Origin of the sequence: Pseudanabaena sp. lw0831 (genome assembly GCF_016584665.1) — a bacterium.
Lineage (GTDB): Bacteria > Cyanobacteriota > Cyanobacteriia > Pseudanabaenales > Pseudanabaenaceae > Pseudanabaena.
Genome location: NZ_BBJB01000057.1, coordinates 161301 through 180019, shown reverse-complemented (window position 1 = coordinate 180019; position 18719 = coordinate 161301). Strand labels below are relative to the sequence as shown.

General features: G+C 43.0%; 19 protein-coding genes and 1 tRNA gene. 8 read left to right on the top strand and 12 right to left on the bottom strand.

From position 1 onward, the window contains the following. Positions 1–5 precede the first annotated feature (5 nt). From APA_RS11740 to APA_RS11730, 3 genes are all read right to left on the bottom strand, one after another. Positions 6–1298 (bottom strand): Y-family DNA polymerase, encoded by a 1293-nt coding sequence (locus APA_RS11740; RefSeq protein ID WP_201322445.1) that lies wholly within the window; start codon positions 1296–1298, stop codon positions 6–8. Next, positions 1237–1851 (bottom strand): LexA family transcriptional regulator, encoded by a 615-nt coding sequence (locus tag APA_RS11735; protein ID WP_236579521.1) that lies wholly within the window; start codon positions 1849–1851, stop codon positions 1237–1239. The genes APA_RS11740 and APA_RS11735 overlap by 62 nt, the downstream gene beginning before the upstream one ends. A 126-nt stretch (positions 1852–1977) precedes the next feature. Next, positions 1978–2223, bottom strand: a complete 246-nt coding sequence (locus APA_RS11730; RefSeq protein ID WP_201322444.1) for a hypothetical protein — start codon at positions 2221–2223, stop codon at positions 1978–1980. A 66-nt stretch (positions 2224–2289) separates the two neighbouring features. On the opposite strand from APA_RS11730, the gene APA_RS11725 reads away from it, so the two are divergent. Beyond that, positions 2290–2823 (top strand): NUDIX hydrolase, encoded by a 534-nt coding sequence (locus APA_RS11725; RefSeq protein ID WP_236579520.1) that lies wholly within the window; start codon positions 2290–2292, stop codon positions 2821–2823. A 48-nt stretch (positions 2824–2871) separates the two neighbouring features. On the opposite strand, the gene APA_RS11720 is transcribed toward APA_RS11725, so the two are convergent. The 6 genes from APA_RS11720 to APA_RS11695 all read right to left on the bottom strand — a co-directional run bounded on the left by APA_RS11720 (position 2872) and on the right by APA_RS11695 (position 7781). After that, positions 2872–2945: transfer RNA gene (locus APA_RS11720), tRNA-Pro, on the bottom strand. A gap of 212 nt (positions 2946–3157) precedes the next feature. Continuing rightward, on the bottom strand, positions 3158–3730 hold the full coding sequence (locus APA_RS11715) for a TIGR04376 family protein (protein WP_201322443.1): 573 nt from the start codon (positions 3728–3730) through the stop codon (positions 3158–3160). Between the two features lie 127 nt (positions 3731–3857). Next, positions 3858–4997, bottom strand: a complete 1140-nt coding sequence (locus tag APA_RS11710; RefSeq protein ID WP_201322442.1) for a hypothetical protein — start codon at positions 4995–4997, stop codon at positions 3858–3860. A gap of 281 nt (positions 4998–5278) precedes the next feature. Next, positions 5279–6256: a DUF1517 domain-containing protein gene (locus APA_RS11705; RefSeq protein ID WP_236579519.1), complete on the bottom strand. Its 978-nt coding sequence runs from the start codon at positions 6254–6256 to the stop codon at positions 5279–5281. A gap of 95 nt (positions 6257–6351) precedes the next feature. After that, entirely contained in the window at positions 6352–7314 is a 963-nt protein-coding gene (gshB, locus tag APA_RS11700; protein WP_201322441.1) for a glutathione synthase, read from the bottom strand. Between the two features lie 170 nt (positions 7315–7484). Continuing rightward, a complete protein-coding gene (locus APA_RS11695) occupies positions 7485–7781 on the bottom strand; it encodes a hypothetical protein (protein ID WP_201322440.1) in 297 nt (98 codons plus the stop codon). A gap of 112 nt (positions 7782–7893) precedes the next feature. Between APA_RS11695 and APA_RS11690 the strand changes: the two genes are divergently transcribed. Continuing rightward, positions 7894–8508 (top strand): hypothetical protein, encoded by a 615-nt coding sequence (locus APA_RS11690; protein WP_201322439.1) that lies wholly within the window; start codon positions 7894–7896, stop codon positions 8506–8508. 21 nt (positions 8509–8529) lie between these two features. Here the strand turns inward: APA_RS11690 and APA_RS11685 are convergent, their stop codons facing one another. Together APA_RS11685 and APA_RS11680 are read right to left on the bottom strand one after the other, a co-directional pair. After that, positions 8530–9747 carry a DUF2252 domain-containing protein gene (locus tag APA_RS11685; protein WP_201322438.1) on the bottom strand — a complete coding sequence of 406 codons (1218 nt, stop codon included), beginning with the start codon at positions 9745–9747 and terminating at the stop codon, positions 8530–8532. Between the two features lie 47 nt (positions 9748–9794). Continuing rightward, positions 9795–11114: a hypothetical protein gene (locus APA_RS11680; protein WP_236579518.1), complete on the bottom strand. Its 1320-nt coding sequence runs from the start codon at positions 11112–11114 to the stop codon at positions 9795–9797. A 274-nt stretch (positions 11115–11388) separates the two neighbouring features. Here APA_RS11680 and APA_RS11675 point away from each other — a divergent pair, with 274 nt between their 5' ends. Beyond that, a complete protein-coding gene (locus APA_RS11675) occupies positions 11389–12678 on the top strand; it encodes a glucose-1-phosphate adenylyltransferase (RefSeq protein ID WP_201322437.1) in 1290 nt (429 codons plus the stop codon). Between the two features lie 228 nt (positions 12679–12906). On the opposite strand, the gene gatA is transcribed toward APA_RS11675, so the two are convergent. Then, positions 12907–14367, bottom strand: a complete 1461-nt coding sequence (gene gatA / locus APA_RS11670) for an Asp-tRNA(Asn)/Glu-tRNA(Gln) amidotransferase subunit GatA (RefSeq protein WP_201322436.1) — start codon at positions 14365–14367, stop codon at positions 12907–12909. A 166-nt stretch (positions 14368–14533) separates the two neighbouring features. Here gatA and APA_RS11665 point away from each other — a divergent pair, with 166 nt between their 5' ends. The 5 genes from APA_RS11665 to msrA all read left to right on the top strand — a co-directional run bounded on the left by APA_RS11665 (position 14534) and on the right by msrA (position 18606). Next, positions 14534–14944 (top strand): STAS domain-containing protein, encoded by a 411-nt coding sequence (locus APA_RS11665; RefSeq protein ID WP_374101356.1) that lies wholly within the window; start codon positions 14534–14536, stop codon positions 14942–14944. A 634-nt stretch (positions 14945–15578) separates the two neighbouring features. After that, positions 15579–15974, top strand: a complete 396-nt coding sequence (locus tag APA_RS11660; protein ID WP_201322434.1) for a Mini-ribonuclease 3 — start codon at positions 15579–15581, stop codon at positions 15972–15974. After that, positions 15971–17443 (top strand): 23S rRNA (guanosine(2251)-2'-O)-methyltransferase RlmB, encoded by a 1473-nt coding sequence (rlmB, locus tag APA_RS11655; RefSeq protein ID WP_201322433.1) that lies wholly within the window; start codon positions 15971–15973, stop codon positions 17441–17443. Before APA_RS11660 ends, rlmB begins: the two co-directional genes overlap by 4 nt. Before the next feature lie 107 nt (positions 17444–17550). Continuing rightward, entirely contained in the window at positions 17551–17847 is a 297-nt protein-coding gene (locus tag APA_RS11650; protein WP_307837244.1) for a DUF1816 domain-containing protein, read from the top strand. A 105-nt stretch (positions 17848–17952) separates the two neighbouring features. Next, a complete protein-coding gene (gene msrA / locus APA_RS11645) occupies positions 17953–18606 on the top strand; it encodes a peptide-methionine (S)-S-oxide reductase MsrA (protein WP_201322431.1) in 654 nt (217 codons plus the stop codon). Positions 18607–18719: the final 113 nt, after the last annotated feature.

Here is an 18719-nt window from a genome sequence, read left to right as displayed (position 1 = left end):
TTTTTTTATGAAACTTCGAGTAGGTCTTGCCAACAGGTTGTGTATTTTGGCGATCGCTGTTCAGATTTTGTTTTCCAGACTTGGATTACTCCAGTGGTCGCAAATCGCAAGGTATCCCTACCATAAATTTCATTGATTGTATCCATGACGCTCATCAGATTGCGCGATCGCCGCTTTTCCTCATCATTACTAACATCAAAAAGATTGCCTTGAACTTGTTTCTCAGACACAAGTCCCGTCATAATCACACCAGCTTTTTTAAAATTTTGTCCTTTGCGATAGATACTTTCGACTAACTGAGACGCGACACGGGATAGTTCGATCGTGTAGTTAGTTGATAAATCCAATTCTGCGGTGGCGCTATTTGAGTAGAAATTATCTCGAAAAGGACTGGTTCTGGCAAAAACTGTGATCACACTGGCGGCTTGTTTTTGCTGCCGTAGTTTCTCTGCGGCTCGATGTGTAAAAGAAGCGATCGCTTCTTTGAGTTCTGACAGCGTATTTATAGACTGAGGAAAAGAGCGAGAGACACAGGTTCCTTTTTTAGGATTGTCAAGTAACTCCATCGCTAAACAAGATTCACCTCTTAGCTCCAGTTGTAATTTGACACCAACGATACCCATCTTTTTACGAATCAAGCTTTCATCGGCATTTTTTACTTGCAATGCTGAATTTATACCTTTTTCTCTTAGCCAATTAGCATATTTGAAGCCAATACCCCACAAATCGCCAACATCCACTTGAGATAGGATTTCATCAATAGATGGATAGACACTGAGATCGAAAACACCTGAGCTGGATTTCTTGGCAATAAGACTGGCTAACTTTGCTAAGGTTTTGGTCGGGGCAATTCCTACTGAAACGGGAATTCCCACCCATTGCAGCACTCTTTGTCGGATCTCATTGCCATATTCCGTTAAGTCACGATATCGAAATCCTGATAAATCCATAAAGGCTTCATCAATTGAGTAGATTTCCACATCGGGAGCAAAGTAAGCCAATGTAGACATGACTCTACCCGACAAATCGCCATAAAGACTGTAGTTAGAAGAATAGACCTGAACGTCGTAGCGCTTGATGAGTTCGTAGATTCGGAAGACAGGCACACCCATCTTGATACCGAGATCTTTGACTTCCTGCGATCGCGCCACGACACAACCATCATTGTTAGATAGTACTACCACAGGTTTTCCTATCAGAGTAGGATTAAATAAACGTTCACAGGAAACGTAAAAGTTATTGCAATCGACCAGAGCGAATCTTTTTTCGACTTTTCGGTCTAACACTGTGGATGACATTAGTGACAACTCCCCAAATATGTAGTTCGGAATGTTCGTTAATAAAAATCGTCTTGTAGCTATCGTTCTCAGGGACTAGTGCAACTTCTCCTTTCTGATAATGCAAGCGTTTGACAGTAATTTCTCCTTGGACTACAGCGATCACAATATCGCCATGGGTGGCTTCAAGAGAGCGATCGACAATCAGTAGGTCGCCATCATGAATATGCGCTCCAGTCATCGAATTCCCTGAAGTTCTCACAAAAAAAGTCGCCGCTGGATGAGTCACTAAATAGCTATTGAGATCGAGCTTATGTTCTACATAGTCTTCCGCAGGAGAAGGAAAACCCGCAGGGACAGAACAGTTTTGCAACGGCAATTCTAATTTAGTGCTCATATCAGGAAGATGAATATCTCTAACACTTTCGGCAAGACTACTAACCTGTTCTTTTGTCCATGTCCCAATATTTACTATGTTTTTATTTGTTAGCAACTGCATATTTGGGGCAGTTTGATCATGTCTACTACCTTTTAGTTGCCAAAATTCACCTTGATGTGGATCGTCACTTTCCATAAGCTATTTTTTTTGATTAAAGTGCGATATTCAAAACTTTAACACAGTCGTCGATCTATAGCAAGATAAAAAAAGCAAAGGCAACGTTTTGCGTTGCCTTTGCTTTTTTTATCTTGCTCATCTTGGCTAAGCAGCATGAAAAATCATTTGATTGGGGACTGAGACCCAGACTTGAAATTTGTCTGCGTTAGGGGTAATCAATATGGCTAAACCCAAATCTAAGTCTTTTCTACAAGCAGCGATCGCTGCGTTTAAGCTGTTGAAAGACCTATCTGCAACAAAAGTTTTACCTAAAAAGACAATCCCGCGTTCTCTACCAGCAAAGGTTATGACTTCAATTGAACGGGTTTCATTTAGTGAGTTGAGAATCATGGCTGTTGGATAGTTAGGCTTGAGATCTGTGAAGGAATTTCTCTATAGCTACGAGTATCGCTTTCTATGAGTGTTGGGACTGCGATCGCTAATTCTTGTTTCTGTGATGTTATGTGTGGTAATTTGCGATCGATATCACAAATCAAGAAATTTAGGCTTATGGATAATATTCAATGTATCAGACCGATTTCCATTTGCTTATTCCGTAATGGCAACAAAATTTTGGTGTCAGAATGCTTTGACTCGATAAAGCAGGACTATTTTTGCCGTCCATTAGGTGGAGGGATAGAGTTTGGGGAAAGCAGCCAAGAAGCGATGTTGCGTGAAATTGATGAGGAGATATCTATCGAAGTAGAGAAGCTGCACCTGATTAAGGTAATCGAAAATATATTTGTTTACGAAGGCAACCAAGGACATGAAGTTGTGTTTGTCTATGACGCTGAATTTGTGGATAAGTCTTGGTATGAAAAAGAAGAGCTAACTTGTTATGAAGGTTCTATAAAAACAAAATTTACTGCAAGATGGCTGTCATTAGCGGAAATAAATAACCAGAATATAAGACTAGTTCCAGAGGGTTTAGCGAGTGTATTAGCTACATAAAAAAGGAGAGAAATTGCCTTGCAATTTCTCTCCTTTTTTATTGCGAAATCGGAATGTTGGGATTTGAACCCAAGACCCCCACTACCCCAAAGTGGTGCGCTACCAAGCTGCGCTACATCCCGTTGCGTTTTTGACGCTTTCCTATCATAGCATGATGGTTTGCAAATTTTACTAGACAAGCAAAAATATCAGCAGTTCTCATTATGAACCGATTTTGGTGTTTCCAGAGCCAAAGGCTCTGGAAACACCAAAATCAGCATGAAAGTACGCCGCAGGCGTACTTTCATGCTGATCGCAAGAACAAAGACGCTTCGCGTCTTCCTTCTTGTGGGTTTTATTTGCCCATATTGCGTTTGAGGCGTTCAAGTTCTTCATCCATTTCCCAACGCCGAAAAGTTTCTTCTAACTTATCGTTAGGATCACGAAAGGGTGGAGTGTAAAGATTGTCCCAATTTAAAGGAGTACTAGTTGGTGATTTTGCTTTGGCAGTTTTAGCGGCTTCAGCGACTTTGGCTTGGACTTCTTTGCGCCGCTCTTGGATCTGCACCTGTAGCGTTTGACTATCAGTGGCTCGTTTTTTGACAAGTTCCATCTGTGCCCAGATTTGGTTGCCTTGGCGCAAGAGCGCAGCTTCGCGTTCTTTAGCTGCACTAGCTAAGTCAGGGCGATCAAAGGATTCTGCTTTGACTGTGCGATCGTGCCAGACGCGAATTTCTTCGGCAATTTCCAGAATCCGATCTTGGAGTTTTTTCTCCTCCAGTTTCGAGCTAACGATTAGTTTCGCTATTTCTTCTTCTTGCTGCCGCAATTTATCTTCGAGGATTTGCAACTCAATCTGTGGGTTATTGCGAATAAACTCCTCTAGGCGGGTCTCTAAAAAGCGAGATATATCCTCTATTAACCCCATATACTTTCCTCAGATGTTTTAGGCGCTTTCCAGAAAAATTGTAACCCAATATCAACATTGGCATACCCAAACCCAAAAGAGAGTTGCGGCACTTTGCGCCGCAACTCTCTTTTGTTTTTGGGGAATGTTAGAACTTTTGCCCAACAAATATAGTTTTCGTTTCCTTACCGCGCTTGAGGATGATCTCTTGTTGGCTAACACGGGATAAAATCCAGCCTGTATTGTTAATCGCTTTGCCTAGTCCGATAGATTGGACAGAGCCATTTATATCAAGCATTGCGGTAGAGCGATCGCCTAAATCAAGCACACCTATCAATGTATATGATGGCGCTGGCGCAGCAATGATTTGAGGAGATACAGCATTTGGTCTTGCCATTGTCGCTGAGTTAGAAACATCAACGGAGTTATTGGTCGTGACAGGCGGTAAGGCAAGCGGAGATGGAGAATTACCACTATTACCTAGAGCAGGAGGCTGATACACAGGCACATACATTGGCTGCTGCAACCCATTCACAAAAGGATTATTTGTCCCCACGGGTAATTGCATATTGCCGACTAGGGGCGCAGCAATGATGGGCATATTGCTACCAATGGTGCCAATGGCATTAGTTGCGATCGCTCGATTTTTGTCTACTACTTCCGACAACATCCGCTTAATTTCTTCGCCAAAAGCCTTACTTGAGCCAGTGTCTTTAGATGAAACTTGAGCAACATTAACTGATTGCCTACCTAGCCAAATTCCGTGATTAATTGTCCACATTACTGCTGCAATTAGTGCGGAGCTGCAAGCAAAGACCAGCAAGAGGCGATCGATCAGGTTATATTTCGGGACTACTAGCTCAGGTGGTGTTGGTGGCAGGTTGCTTGTCGGCTCTGGATTCCGCATGATGTAGGGTTGAATCCAGAGCACATCTTGTTTAGAGATGGGTGGTAAGGCAATGTCAGCAACATTAAGTTTGGTAATGCTAACGGTATCTTTTGATGTTGACAGCTCTTTTTCGGAGGTGTCAAGTTTAGGAATTGCTACTATGTCTGAGCTTGAGGCTTGTACAGAAGCATAGGGGGTTGATGTTTTGCTTTGCTTAGTTTGTGAGTTTTTTTGTCTAAGCGATCGCTGCTTGGCATAATCAACATGGAGCGTGGATTCGACATCTCCAAACAGATCGTCCATTAAGTTATCAACGTTGTCTGTATATGCATCAACGTCTTGAGTTACATAAAGCTGCTCAGTGCTATTTGTATATTTATTATCTGTACTTTGCATCATATGTCGATCCTATTCACTCTATTAACCACGCGCACTTGGCGATACCCAAATTTATAATCAAATTGTGAAGTTTTTATCGCTATCTTAGCCAAATCACAATATTTTGAACTTGTCTCAGAACAAATAAGAAAAAAATAATACTGGTAAGTGATACCACAGATTGACGCTTAACACCATAGATTTGGCAGAGATTTTGTAAATCTTTAAACCCAAAAAATGAAAGGGGCGCATAGCGCCCCTTTCATTTTTTACTATGGGTGGACGAAAAGCGTCCAACAGGACTAGATTCTGACAAGATCGGGATATATAGTCAGCACCTCATCAGTGGTGAGCGTATAGTCTTCGGATTGTGGTTCCCACAGTACCTCTACTGCCAACAGGTTGTCCGCAGGCACAGAACCGATCGCGGATAAAGCTGACTGCAAATCTGCGGTAGAACGTAAAGGAGGCAATTTGCTGAGGCTATCACCTGCAACTGCAAGTAAAAGCGTAACCACAATATATTCGCTTGGAGCTTCGAGGTCTAAGCTACCTGCACTAGGTAATACAGCAGCAGTTTTGCCTTGCAGTACCCGACCACTGACGTTACTCAATACTTCCTCATTGAGTTTGCTGCGCTCGGACATCACCAAACTATTAAATTTTTGCTCAGCAAGGGCAAACTTGGTGTTTTCGTTGGCACTGCTGACATAAACCCAATATTCTGGATGACGCATCAAGGAGATGGCAGTTTCGCGGGTGACCGTGGCTAAACCTTCTACGGAGGAGGTGTCCGACTCTAGAGCTAGACGAGTTAACTCTTGTTGCAGAGATCGCGCTGAGGAGAGCAGACCAACTTGGATTTTGGCAACAGTAACTTTGCTAGCCATGCCAGTAATACCTTCGCCATCACCACGACCGCGAAATGCTTGCATAATCGCGCCTGCAACAATCACCAATAATAAGATCGTAAACAGTCCGCCGCCACCACCACCAAAAAACATGGGTAGGAAGAAAAATCCACCGCCGCCGTTATTGTTGTAGTAGCCATTGCTGCTGCCGCTATATCCTGAATTGGATGGAGCCGAACGGGTTGGGGCTGAGAAAGAGCTTCCACCAATCCGACCACCTGAGCGTTTTGCAAAAGCTTCGTGAGCACCACCAAATATAGTCATCGCAACTAATGAAATTACGGCAAGCGATAGCGTCCAGACTTTGACGTGAGCATTAACTTTTTGCATAAATTCTGAGCTAAAAAACTTCATAGGTAAAAGGGACATTTCTCAAAGAATTGCTATAGATGTTCTATATCAATTCTAACCTAGACAAAGTTTGCAGTAGCAAATGAATAACCCACCACCTGTGGTGGGGTTATTCATTTGAGGGTTCCTAGCCAATCCATCACCCGATCGCCCAAACACACACCGTCAAGTCGGTCAATTTCACGAACACCAGTAGGACTAGTGACGTTGACTTCGGTGAGGTAGCCGCCAATCACATCAATACCAACAAACATTAAGCCATCACGCCTTAGGATTGGTGCGAGTTGGTTGCATATTTCCCGCTCGCGATCGGTAATATTGTCTTGCACCGCACTCCCACCCGCCGCCATATTGCCACGAAACTCTCCCGACTGGGGAACGCGATTTACTGCGCCAATCGGTTCACCATCCAGCAAAATAATCCGCTTATCGCCCTTTTGCGCGTCGGGCAGATATTCCTGCACCATCACAGGAGTTTTACCAATATTAGTACTGATTTCGATCATCGAATTAAGATTGCGATCGCCTACTTCCAAAAACAAAATCCCCTCGCCACCTTTGCCGCCCAGTGGCTTCATTACTGCCTTGCCCTCAGCCGCCACAAATTCGCGAATTGTCCCTTTATCAGCAGTCACAATCGTTTTGGGAATTGCCTCTGTAAATTGCAGGGCATACATTTTCTCGTTTGCCGCGCGAATACCTTGGGGCGAGTTGAGAACTTTAGTTTTGTTAGCATCAACATAATCGAGAATGTAAGTTGCATAGAGATATTCTGTGGTTACAGGTGGATCGGGACGCATCCATACAAATTGCATGTCTTCTAAAGGTTGAAATTTGCCCTCTGCGACTTCATACCAAGGATTTGGAACTTGCCATTTACCATCTACGAGTGGCACTGGATGGATTTTGGTGGATTGCAAAAAAGCCCATGCTTTGCCATCTTTGACACTGAGCGTATTCATATTTGTAATAAACACCTCGTACCCTTGGCGACAAGATGCTTCCATCAGGGCTACGCTGGTATCATGGGCGGGATCGAGTTTGGCGATCGGATCAATAATAAAGGCAAGTTTCATAAAGTTTTATTGATTTTTTTAAATTATAGTTAGGACTTACGCATTAACCACGATTCGTAGGGGCAATTCATGAATTGCCCCTACGAATGAATAAGGTTTTCAAGCCGATTTGCGTAAGTTCTCACAGATTAAAAATGGGCGGCGCATCGCGCCGCCCATTTTTAATCTGTTTAGTCAATTGTCGAAACTAGTCGCAGTAATTGCGGAATTTCCTCGGTTTCAGGAGCAAATTCTAGCTGAGTTTCGCGGGTGGGCAAATATCCTGACTCCGCAAAAGAGATTAACATTCTCTGCAATGCAATCCATACTTCCGATTCAAATTCCCAGTCGTGGCGTGAGTTTGCACGACCTGCGATCGATCGCAAAGCCCAAAAGTAGCTATTACGAACAATTGAGCCTTGCTTGTTGTAATTTGGTACATCCTCTCGATGGATAAATAGAACTTCGTTCTCAATCTTGGCGCGCATCTGCTCTCTTGTTTTAACTTGTATACTGCAATATATAGACAAACATGTTCCCAATTTTAGTACAATCAGCCAGCACTAAAATCAGAAAAAGCTCATCATTAAATATATTATTATGCCCAGAACCGCCATTATCCAGCCCGATCAATCCTATAGTTTTGCAGATTATTTTAAACTGAACTTTGCATCACAAGATATCCTCGCGTATTTTGGCGTTATTCTCCAAAGGCAATCCTTGCAATTCCCCCGTTATGAATCCACACTAGATCGCCTGATCGATCTCAAAGCGCGCATCGAAGAAAGTCTACCCCGCCTAAGTCTCACCAGTGAAATAGCGCGACGAGAATTCCTAATTGCCCCAGTATTAACCGATGTACTCCACTATACCCAAGCCACCCTCAACATTGAATATCCCGTCGCCGTGAGTAACCAACTCAAAGGCTCCCTAGATTATCTTCTGCAAAATGACCAGACATTCCTTGTTGTTGAAGCTAAAAATGAAGACTTAGAAAGAGGCTTTGTACAACTTGCGATCGAAATGATAGCGATCGATCAATGGATTGAATCCGATCAACCAATCATATATGGCGCAATATCCACGGGAAATATTTGGCAATTTGGAAAATTCAACCGTCAAACCCGCGTAGTAACTCAAGATCTCAACCTCTTCCGTGTCCCCGCCGACCTAGACGATCTTCTACGCATCTTAGTCAAAATCCTTAGTAATTAATTATCATCCGTAATTCTTAAATCATAAATATTGACAAAACTCCTTCCAGTCAAGTTTTACCTGCTGGCTATATACCTTAGCGTATTCCATTACCTCAGTTTTCCATTTAGATTTGCTAGCAAAGTCAATCAATTGATCAATGATCGTAGAGCCTTGTCTACCGCTACTACGCAAATGCGACCAAGCCACCACTTGTCCCAATGACTGCATTAACATTTCAGAATGCGGTAATTTATCATCCCATTTCTCGATCTTTAAATGATCGGTTGGACTTTGAGTTGACTGAAGTCCTCTCAACACAAATGAATCTTTACCAATAGTCACAGAATGCAGAAAAGCAATGGGAATTGCTTGTAATCGCTTTTGAATTGAAACAATGCGATCGCTTTCACTTTCCCATGTTGGTTGTGCCCAAACGTTATGCACTGCCAGCGAAGAAGGTAGTGCTCTTTTTAGATCGAGGAGATAGTTACCATCGGGTGAGCCTTTACCTTCCACTAATAAAACATAGCGCTCTAACCCTAAACTGCCCTTGCCAGCAATGCGTTGTGCTACATCCAATAATTTAAAGAACTTAGGGTTTGGATGCTTTGAGGCAAAGACTTCCATAAAACTTGTCACTTTCTGTCTTTGCAGATCAGAAATTGGTTTTGCCTTTTTGAAATCAATTTTTAGCGATCGCTTTTGCGTTTCTTTATCTAAAACAGTACGTTCCTCTAATAGCTCTCTGCGCTTGACCTGATTTTTGCGCGCCAGCAAATCTTCGATCACAGGAGGAGCCATATCTTCACCCATCCAATAAGCTTTCCCCTTAGAGATAGTCTGAATATATGAATTGAGGAATTTCTGGCAGAGCTTTTCTGCAATTTGCAACTCAACCGAATAGGTCTCTGTAGACACAAAAATGCTAGTCAACAAACGTGCAATTTCCCAAGTACATGGAGCAAGCACAGCTTCATCAAAATCGTTGATATCAAAATAAACGTGACGATTATCCGCTTTGTAATTCCCAAAATTCTCTACATGAAGATCGCCACAAATCCAGACTAGAGGAGCTTTTTTTAACCATGACTTAATTGGTAAATCTTCATAAAAAAGATGGCAGGTAGATCGAAAAAAGACAAAGGGATTTTCTTTTTCCTCACGCATATACCCATATTTCGCTTTAAGCAAATCAGGATCTCGCGGTTGACTGAGATTAAATTGATAAATGCGATCGCAAATATTTCGATTTGCCATACAAATCCCCTCAAATTAATATTAAGTGGCGCTAGCGCCACTTAATATTAATTTACTTTACTGATCCCTGTGTAGACATTCACATTTACTAAACCCAACCAAGGATCACTAGCGGGAGTGAGAAACAATTGATCGTAAACACGGCGATTAAGGGCTGTTAGGGATGCATCGCTATTCATAAATTCACCGTTAGCAAACCAACTGTGAATCTGCGCGTGAAATACATATTCATTGCGAACAGTGTCCTGCGCGATCGCACGTTCAAAACTATTGACCACCGTTGGCATCGATGCACTTGGTGACAACTTACGTTCCATCAGCTTCAGACTACCTTGATCGAGATACACCCGATTTTGATAAAGCCTAGCTAATCTCGCCCAATTTGCATCACTAAGCTTGGCAAAAGGCGAAGGTGGAATAACTTCAGAGAGGGGCACGCTAGGTGTGCGAGTTAAAGTTGGTAACTCGATCGCCATTTTACCAACAGCCAAACGACTAGCAATGGTTGCGTCAATATTCGTTGGCGCGATCGCTACGGTCTGAAGCAAGGGTTGTGCAGGAAGGCGTAAACGAGTGAGATCTGATCGCCAGTTTTTTTCTAGCTTAGCAAGGCGATCACGATGATATTTCACCAAAACTTCACGACGCAATTTTAAATCATTAGTATTGTCAAGTAGTTGTGCCGCCCCATCAGCATCTTTAAGATTGTCCATAAAGGCTTGTGGGCTGTACAAACCGGGGATTGCATCAATTGGGCGACCATCGCTATCGAGAACATAGTGGATGCTATTGCCAGTAAGGGTTTGTTCTAGCTTGCGACCATCTCCAAAATCAATCGTGACCTTAGGTACGGGACGCTCAGGCTGCCAATGTAAAATAAAACGATCGCGCAACAACTGCGAAACTCCTGCATTAGGATAAAGCGCCGTGCGGAAAAATCGACTATTAGCGCAACTAAGCTCATCATTGAGGTTGCCAAGCAAGCGCAAAGACAAAATCGGTTTGCCAGATTCTTTTGATGCAGTCTTGGCTGCTTCCAAATCTTTGTACCAATACAACCGCGATGCATCACAGTCCTTTTGCTGACAAATTGCGTCTAAAGTTGCTCGTAATTGCGAATTATTAGGTAAATCTTTTTGATAAGCATTCCAAAATGCATCGATACCCACGTTTTTAAATTCGCGTAACTTCGCGATCGCCTGCTGCGATGTTGCTTGATCTTTGGAAGCTGCTTGTCGAACGAGACCATCTAAACTCGGTTGCTCTGAGGCTCTAGCTGCCTGTGGTAAGGAGATACCCGAGATAGCGATCGCGCCCAAACTCAATAAAGCGAAACATGAATTAGCCAGCGTTTTGTTCACAAGCATTATAAAATCTCCCTAATCGCATTTAGGCTTAAACTTAACCTTGCTAGACATAGTTGTTGCTCATATTGTTCCTAGCAAAAATAAATTTTTATGCAGCGAAATGCTTTAAACCCTAAGAAAGGAGTAGCGGCGCAAAGCGCCGCTACTCCTTTCTTGGGTTTGACTTTCTGATTTTGTGTTCTTACATTACTTGCAACGATCCCCGCAAAGATAGACAATGTTTGCATTCAGAAAAAATATGCAAATAAAAAAGCCAAGATAATCCGAATAATTTATGAAAAATGTACTGGCTATCATTCTGGGCGGTGGACAGGGAAGCCGACTATATCCCCTCACTAAGACACGCGCTAAGCCCGCCGTCCCCGTAGCAGGCAAATATCGGCTGATCGACATTCCTGTGAGCAACTGCATTAACTCAGGTATTGAAAAAATTTATATCCTGACGCAGTTTAACTCTGCATCGCTCAATCGTCATGTCAATCAAGCCTATCGACCTGCCTCCTATTCTGATGGTTTTGTCGAAATTCTTGCCGCGCAGCAGACCCCTGATAGCCCAGACTGGTTTCAAGGCACAGCCGATGCAGTTCGCCGCTATGCATGGCTTTTAGAGTCTTGGGATGTCAGCGAATATTTGATCTTATCTGGCGATCATCTGTACAACATGGACTATGAAAAGTTCGTTGAGCATCACCGTGAAACTGGTGCAGATATCACCCTATCCGTATTGCCTGTCGATCAGAAAAAAGCATCAGCTTTTGGCTTGCTCAAAACCGATAACACTGGCAAAGTGATTAATTTCCTCGAAAAGCCTAAAGGTGAAGCGCTGGAGGGAATGCGTGTTGATACAACTAAACTTGGCTTAGATCAGGCTTCAGCGATCGCGAATCCTTTCATCGCTTCGATGGGAATCTATGTATTTAACAAGCAGGCTATGTTAAAACTGCTCAGCGAAAATCCTGAACATACAGATTTTGGCAAAGAAATTATTCCTGATGCAATTCATAATTTGAATGTTCAGGCTTACCTATATAAGGGGTATTGGGAAGATATTGGAACCATCGAGTCCTTCTATCAAGCTAATCTGGATTTGACTCGTCATCCTTCCACTGGCTTTAATTTCTACGAGACTAAAAAACCGATCTACACCCGTGCTCGTTATTTGCCACCCAGCAAAGTTCATGACTGTAAGGTAAAAGATTCAATCATCGGTGAAGGATGTCTCCTTAACAAATCGACTGTCACCAATTCGGTTGTCGGTATTCGGATGCATATTGATGCTAATTGCACGATCGAAGATACTCTCCTAATGGGTTGTGATTTCTATCAGCCCCAAGAAGACCGTAAGTCGGATCTCGAAACTAACAAAGTGCCAATGGGAATTGGAGAAAACACAATTATTCGTCACGCGATCATCGACAAGAATGCTCGTATTGGCAAAAATGTGCAGATCATCAACAAAGATCGTGTCCAAGATGTAAATCGTGAAGAGCAGGGCTATTGCATCTGCAACGGCATTGTCGTCGTCGTCAAAAACGCAGTAATTCCCGATAACACGATTATCTAAAGTAGATAGACGGAATCAGAACTAAAACCTCAAAAAGCAAATTGCCGCGTTGCAGGCAATTTGCTTACTGAGTTTAGTTTTTGAGGGAATCAAAAACTAAACTCAGTAAGGGGGGCCAATTCTCAAAATGGCGTTGCCATTTTGAGAATTGGTATAAACAAGAGTTAGAACCTTTTGCCGACTCTTGTTTAAGAGGGGAAAAGCCTTGCTTCGCAAGGCTTTTTTTGTTTATAGAGAAGGTTGTTGCTTGTGCCATTCCGTTGATTGCTCGTAACCATATGCAACTTGCAGCAACACATCTTCCCTCAATACATTTGAGATCATTTGCAAACCAATTGGCATTCCCTTTGAGTCAAAACCACAGGGAATACTAATCCCTGGTAAACCCGCCAGATTTACAGGAATTGTCATCAGATCCGAGAGATACATCCCTAGAGGATCTTCAGTCTTACTACCCGCTTTAAAAGCTGTAGTTGGTGCAGTTGGACAAACTAAAACATCCACTTGCTCAAAGGCTTTTTGGAAATCTTGAACGATTAAAGTCCTAACTTTCTGAGCTTTCAGATAATAGGCATCATAGTAGCCAGCCGACAGGACATATGTACCAATCATGATCCGCCGCTTCACTTCAGCGCCAAAACCCTGTTCGCGGGTATTTTCGTACATGCTTAGCAAGTTCTCAGCATTCTCGTCACGGAAGCCATACTTCACGCCATCGTATCGGGCGAGGTTGGCGGATGCTTCTGAGGGCGCGATGATGTAATAGGTGGGCAGCCCATAGCGGAACCGAGGACAGGAAATTTCATAAACCTCTGCGCCAATACTCTCGAAATGCGCGATCGCTTTCCTCACCGCAACTTCAACTTCACTATCCAAGCCTTCTCCAAAGGTTTCCGTAATTACACCGACCTTTTTGCCCTTGAGTGATTGAGTTAAATCTGGTGTTAACAAAGCTGCGTAATCAGGAACTGCGGCGTTAATGCTGGTGGAATCCTTGGGATCGTAACCTGCGATCGCACCCAAAAATATCGCCGCATCTTCAACGGTGTTGGCAAAAGGTCCTATTTGATCCAGAGACGAAGCAAAAGCAACTAACCCAAATCGCGAAACTAATCCGTAAGTCGGCTTTAGACCAACTACGCCACAATATGAAGCAGGTTGACGAATCGATCCACCTGTATCGGAACCTGTGGCAATTATGCATTCACCACTAGAGACAGCTGCTGCCGAGCCACCCGAAGAGCCACCAGGCACATAATCAGTATTCCAAGGATTCGAGGTCATTGCGATCGCCGAATTTTCAGTGGAGCTGCCCATCGCAAACTCATCGAGGTTAGTTTTGCCAACCATCACGGCTCCAGCCGATCTCAATTTGGCGGTAATTGTCGCTTCGTAAGGTGGGACAAAATTTTTCAGCATTTTGGAGCCGCAAGTGGTGGGCATTCCCTTGACACACATATTATCTTTCATGCCAAGCGGAACCCCAGCAAGCGCTGGTAAAGTTTCACCTGCGGCGATCGCCGCATCGATGACTTTTGCCTGTGCGATCGCCACTTCTGGCGTAACAGTAACAAAACTATGTAATTTTGGCTCTAGCCGATCGATGCGATCTAAAAACTCTTGAGCAATTTCGGTTGCTGATCGCTCTTTATTGATTAAGGTTTGGCGAATTTGGGCGATCGAAAGCATAAAGAATCTAGTACGTTAGTGGGCAAGATTTTAAGTATATAGCGAAAAAGTAGAGAGGTTGCTAAGCAACCTCTCTACTTTTTCGCTATAGCTGCTATAGCTTTTGTAGCAAAAATAAATAATTTTCTGGACAAGTGCGAAGAAAGCAAATACAATATACCCGCAAATTAAGGTACGTTCGCACCGCTTGGAGGTCATTATTCCTGAACCGCTAACCCTGACTGTGAGTTTACGAGGCAGCCGCGAAGTCAAGGACACCTATCAATTGATCCGCCTCACAGGTCTTCTAGACGCTTTTTCTGAGCCAGCCTTTAAAAAGGTGATAGGCAAATGCGTCGAGGATGGACCATTTAACGTGATTTTAGATCTGTCAACCATTGATTTTGTCGATAGCTCTGGACTTGGAGTTTTAGTACAAATGGCAAAAAAAACTCAAACTTTGAGTGGCACGCTCCAAATTATTACCAACGCTAGAGTCACGCAAACTGTCAAACTGGTTCGATTAGATCAGTTCCTGTCCCTTCAGACATCTATTGATGAAGCGCTTGCCAAGCTTAACCAAACTAAAAAAGACTAAGTTAAAAGCCAGTAAAAACAATCAAATAGATCAACATATCGATTAAGCTCAAAAAGTGTAGACACTCAATTTAAACTTGATGATATTTTTCACTCAAAGATGACGAAAGTTTAGGGGGCAAATTTTCCAAATTTGATGTAAACATCAAAATAAAATTGATCGCTTAAATGAACTTGATATAGCGCAAACTACTGATAAGTACCTCGGCATAAAAAACAGAGCCAAGAACTGTACCGCCCGATACGCGGGCGGTACAGTTCTTGGGGTTTTATATTTAATTTTGCCTAGCTACCTTAATAACTCCAAATATTTTGCAAGAATTCACCTTTGCTGTTTTTTTGCCAAATATTTGTTTGGGGAACCTCCACGGAGTTTGTACTAAAACAGTTTTAGAGCGCTCAAACCCTAGTTACGACACTTGTTTTTAGTGGCAGCCACCAAAACCTATTCTCAGTAATTGGAAGTCCTGCTATGATGTTCATAAGACAAAATTTATACACATTGATGGGCAAGCTACGCTTGCCCATCAATGTCTTAAAGTAAATGTAAATATTAAATGTCTGATAAATACCTAAACATTTTGTCCAGCCCCAACGAAAGTAATCAAATTATTCTGTAATGGCATTATCCTGTAATGTCTCTTAGCCCAATCGTTGAAAATATCGCTGAGATCCCAGCCTCTGCTCTAGCCTATATTGGCGATGCTGTGTATGAAATGCAAATACGGCTTCATTATTTACTGCCGCCACGCACAGCCAAACAGTATCACCAGCTTGTAGTTAGTCAAGTTAGAGCCGAGCAACAAGCAAAACTTCTCGAAAAACTTGATCTCACAGATTTTGAGTCCGATCTAGTAAGACGCGGACGCAATGCTGCGGGATCTGCCCCACGTAAAGTTGATCCCAAGATTTACCAAAGTGCTACAGGATTTGAAGCTTTGATTGGTTATCTTTACTTAACCGATCGCGATCGCCTCGACCAAATTTTTACACAGCTACTTAGCCACATCGATACCCCAGCGCCGCCATGACAACGCAACCTAGACTAAAATCCAAATCCGACAAGAATTCTGATAGAGACGGAGATAGAAGTTACGAAAAACGCTTCGACAAGTCTTTTGATAAGTATTCAGACAAACGTTCGGATAAACGCACTGACAATCGTACCGATAGCCGTTCCGATAGTCGTCCAGAGAGAAGTACTGACCGATTTGTTGACAAGCCCTACAAATCCGATCAGCCTTACAAGTCATCAGATAGAAATTTTGACAAGCGCTCCGATAGTCGCACTGACTCTAAATATTCTGGCAAATCAGACAAATACTCAGATCGTCGTCCTGAGAAAGGTTTTGACAAGCCATTTGAGAAGCGCTCTGAATCATCTGCGGAGCCAAGATTTGAGCGCAAGTTTGACAAACCTATCGGCAAAAAGTTTGGCGACAAATTCGCTGAGAAGAAATTCGGCGATAAAAAATTCGGTGACAAGAAGTTCGGCGATAAAAAATTCGGCGACAAGAAATTCGGTGGCAAGAAGTTTGAAAAGAGTGATCGCCCTGAGCGTTCTGATCGGGGCGCTGTTCGAGATTTTGGCGATCGAGATTTTGGCGATCGCAATTTTGGCGATCGAGATCGCTCCGCAGTTCCCAACTTTGAGCGCCGCTCTCTGCCGCCAGTCTCGCGTAATGTCGATCCCGATGGCGAGTTAGGAATTGTTGCACCAGTCCATAACCCTGAAAATCCCGATATTGTTTATGGTCGTCATGCAGTTGAGGCGGTACTACAAAGCGATCGCAGCATTAACCGTGTATGGGTAACTGCTCGACTGCGTTATGCACCAGACTTCTTGCCCTTGATTGACGAAGCTAAGGCAGCAGGAGCAGTGGTCGATGAAGTTGACAATACAAGACTTGATCGCATCACTGACAATGGCAGACATCAAGGTATCGCTATTCAGGTTTCTGCTTATGAATATGCCGACCTTGACGAATTAATTGCTAGTGCTAAAGCAAAATCGGCTCAGCCAGTAATTGTCATCGCTGACGGAATCACTGATCCCCATAATTTAGGGGCGATCATTCGCAGTGCTGCTGCCCTCGGCGCACATGCCCTAGTCATTCCCCAACGCCGTGCGGCAGGAATCACCGCCACCGTTGCCAAAGTTGCGGCAGGTACTTTGGAAATCCTTCCAGTCGCCCGTGTGGTTAATCTCAATCGCGCCCTTGAGAAAATCAAGGAAGCAGGCTTCTGGGTTTATGGAACTATGGCAGGTGCAAGCGAAGCAATTCACAAAGCCAAATTCTCTGGCGCGATCGCCTTGGTCATCGGTGCAGAAGATGAAGGTTTGAGTCTGTCAGTGCAAAAAAATTGTGACTTCTTGGTATCTATACCTTTAGAAGGAAAAGTGGAAAGCCTGAATGCGTCAGTTGCCACAGGAATGGCGCTGTACGAGATTTTTAGACAACGTTGGGTGAATACGTTAAACCTGAACAATTTGTCTTGAAGTCATGTTTTAAGTTATATAAAGATATAGAAAGAAGGCTTTAAAGTTAAAGTCTTCTCATTCACCTAAACCATTCACTTTAATTATGTAAAATCATGGGTGGTAACTTGTTTAAGAACATTTTTACATCAATTCTCGAAACTGTTGGATTAGCAGTGTGGGTCGAAATTGTCACCGATTCTCCACATTGCACATACTACTTTGGCCCTTTCGCGAGTGAGTCCGAAGCTGAATCTGCAAAGCTTGGTTTTATCGAAGATCTTGAAGCAGAAGGCTCTAAAGGACTTTCTGTAATGGTTAAGCGCTGCAAACCTGAAAAGCTGACCATTTATGATGATTCAATGGATTTTAAGCTTGACCGTTTTTTTGCATTTAGCGGTCAGACTCTGAAATCACTAAACTGATGAATGAATTAAGGGGCTGAAGCCCCTAATTTTTTGTGAGATAAATGCATAATAAATATCTATGAGAGATTTATTGTTTTTTTAAGCGAATATTTAAGCGAACATATGTTATTTGGACTTGGCAAAAAGTTAACTCTTCCCACATCATCAGATGCTCTTGCGGGAAGACCTTCGGCAATTCCCACCGCATCACATCATTTTGTAAATGGTAATGCGCTGAACCCCCCTTTCCCTGAAGGTATGGAAACTGCTGTTTTTGGCTTAGGGTGTTTTTGGGGAGCCGAACGTAAGTTTTGGCAGCAAAAAGGTATTTATGTTACTGCTGTTGGTTATGCTGCGGGCTTAACACCTAATCCGACTTATGAAGAAGTTTGTTCGGGCATGACTGGACACAATGAGGTTGTGCTAGTTGTGTACGATCCCAAAGTGATTAGTTATGCTGATTTACTCAAAGTTTTTTGGGAATCCCATAATCCCACCCAAGGAATGCAACAGGGCAATGATAAAGGAACCCAATATCGTTCAGGCATCTATGTGTACAACGATGCCCAAAGAAAACTGGCCGAGGATTCGCGGGAAGTTTATCAGGATGCTCTCAAGGTTTCAGGGATGAAGCAGGGCATTACGACGGAAATTCGTGATGCTGGGGAGTTTTATTACGCTGAGGGCTACCATCAACAATATCTCGCCAAGAATCCTGGTGGGTATTGCGGGCTAGGCGGTACAAATGTTTGTTATCCGCCTACTGCCGCGATATAAAAAAGAAGCAGTTTTTTGTGTCGTGGTAAAGCCACGACACAAAAAACTGCTTCTTTTTTATATCGCATCAATCTTGTCTTTTATTAAGATTAAGAAAGATAAGGGTCACCCAA

Excerpts from the sequence above, each read along its gene's own strand:
- APA_RS11740 (WP_201322445.1), bottom strand. The coding sequence starts at position 1,298 with ATGTCATCCACAGTGTTAGACCGAAAAGTCGAAAAAAGATTCGCTCTG.
- APA_RS11735 (WP_236579521.1), bottom strand. The coding sequence starts at position 1,851 with ATGGAAAGTGACGATCCACATCAAGGTGAATTTTGGCAACTAAAAGGT.
- APA_RS11730 (WP_201322444.1), bottom strand. The coding sequence starts at position 2,223 with ATGATTCTCAACTCACTAAATGAAACCCGTTCAATTGAAGTCATAACC.
- APA_RS11725 (WP_236579520.1), top strand. The coding sequence starts at position 2,290 with ATGAGTGTTGGGACTGCGATCGCTAATTCTTGTTTCTGTGATGTTATG.
- APA_RS11715 (WP_201322443.1), bottom strand. The coding sequence starts at position 3,730 with ATGGGGTTAATAGAGGATATATCTCGCTTTTTAGAGACCCGCCTAGAG.
- APA_RS11710 (WP_201322442.1), bottom strand. The coding sequence starts at position 4,997 with ATGATGCAAAGTACAGATAATAAATATACAAATAGCACTGAGCAGCTT.
- APA_RS11705 (WP_236579519.1), bottom strand. The coding sequence starts at position 6,256 with ATGTCCCTTTTACCTATGAAGTTTTTTAGCTCAGAATTTATGCAAAAA.
- gshB (WP_201322441.1), bottom strand. The coding sequence starts at position 7,314 with ATGAAACTTGCCTTTATTATTGATCCGATCGCCAAACTCGATCCCGCC.
- APA_RS11695 (WP_201322440.1), bottom strand. The coding sequence starts at position 7,781 with ATGCGCGCCAAGATTGAGAACGAAGTTCTATTTATCCATCGAGAGGAT.
- APA_RS11690 (WP_201322439.1), top strand. The coding sequence starts at position 7,894 with ATGCCCAGAACCGCCATTATCCAGCCCGATCAATCCTATAGTTTTGCA.
- APA_RS11685 (WP_201322438.1), bottom strand. The coding sequence starts at position 9,747 with ATGGCAAATCGAAATATTTGCGATCGCATTTATCAATTTAATCTCAGT.
- APA_RS11680 (WP_236579518.1), bottom strand. The coding sequence starts at position 11,114 with ATGCTTGTGAACAAAACGCTGGCTAATTCATGTTTCGCTTTATTGAGT.
- APA_RS11675 (WP_201322437.1), top strand. The coding sequence starts at position 11,389 with ATGAAAAATGTACTGGCTATCATTCTGGGCGGTGGACAGGGAAGCCGA.
- gatA (WP_201322436.1), bottom strand. The coding sequence starts at position 14,367 with ATGCTTTCGATCGCCCAAATTCGCCAAACCTTAATCAATAAAGAGCGA.
- APA_RS11660 (WP_201322434.1), top strand. The coding sequence starts at position 15,579 with ATGTCTCTTAGCCCAATCGTTGAAAATATCGCTGAGATCCCAGCCTCT.
- rlmB (WP_201322433.1), top strand. The coding sequence starts at position 15,971 with ATGACAACGCAACCTAGACTAAAATCCAAATCCGACAAGAATTCTGAT.
- msrA (WP_201322431.1), top strand. The coding sequence starts at position 17,953 with ATGTTATTTGGACTTGGCAAAAAGTTAACTCTTCCCACATCATCAGAT.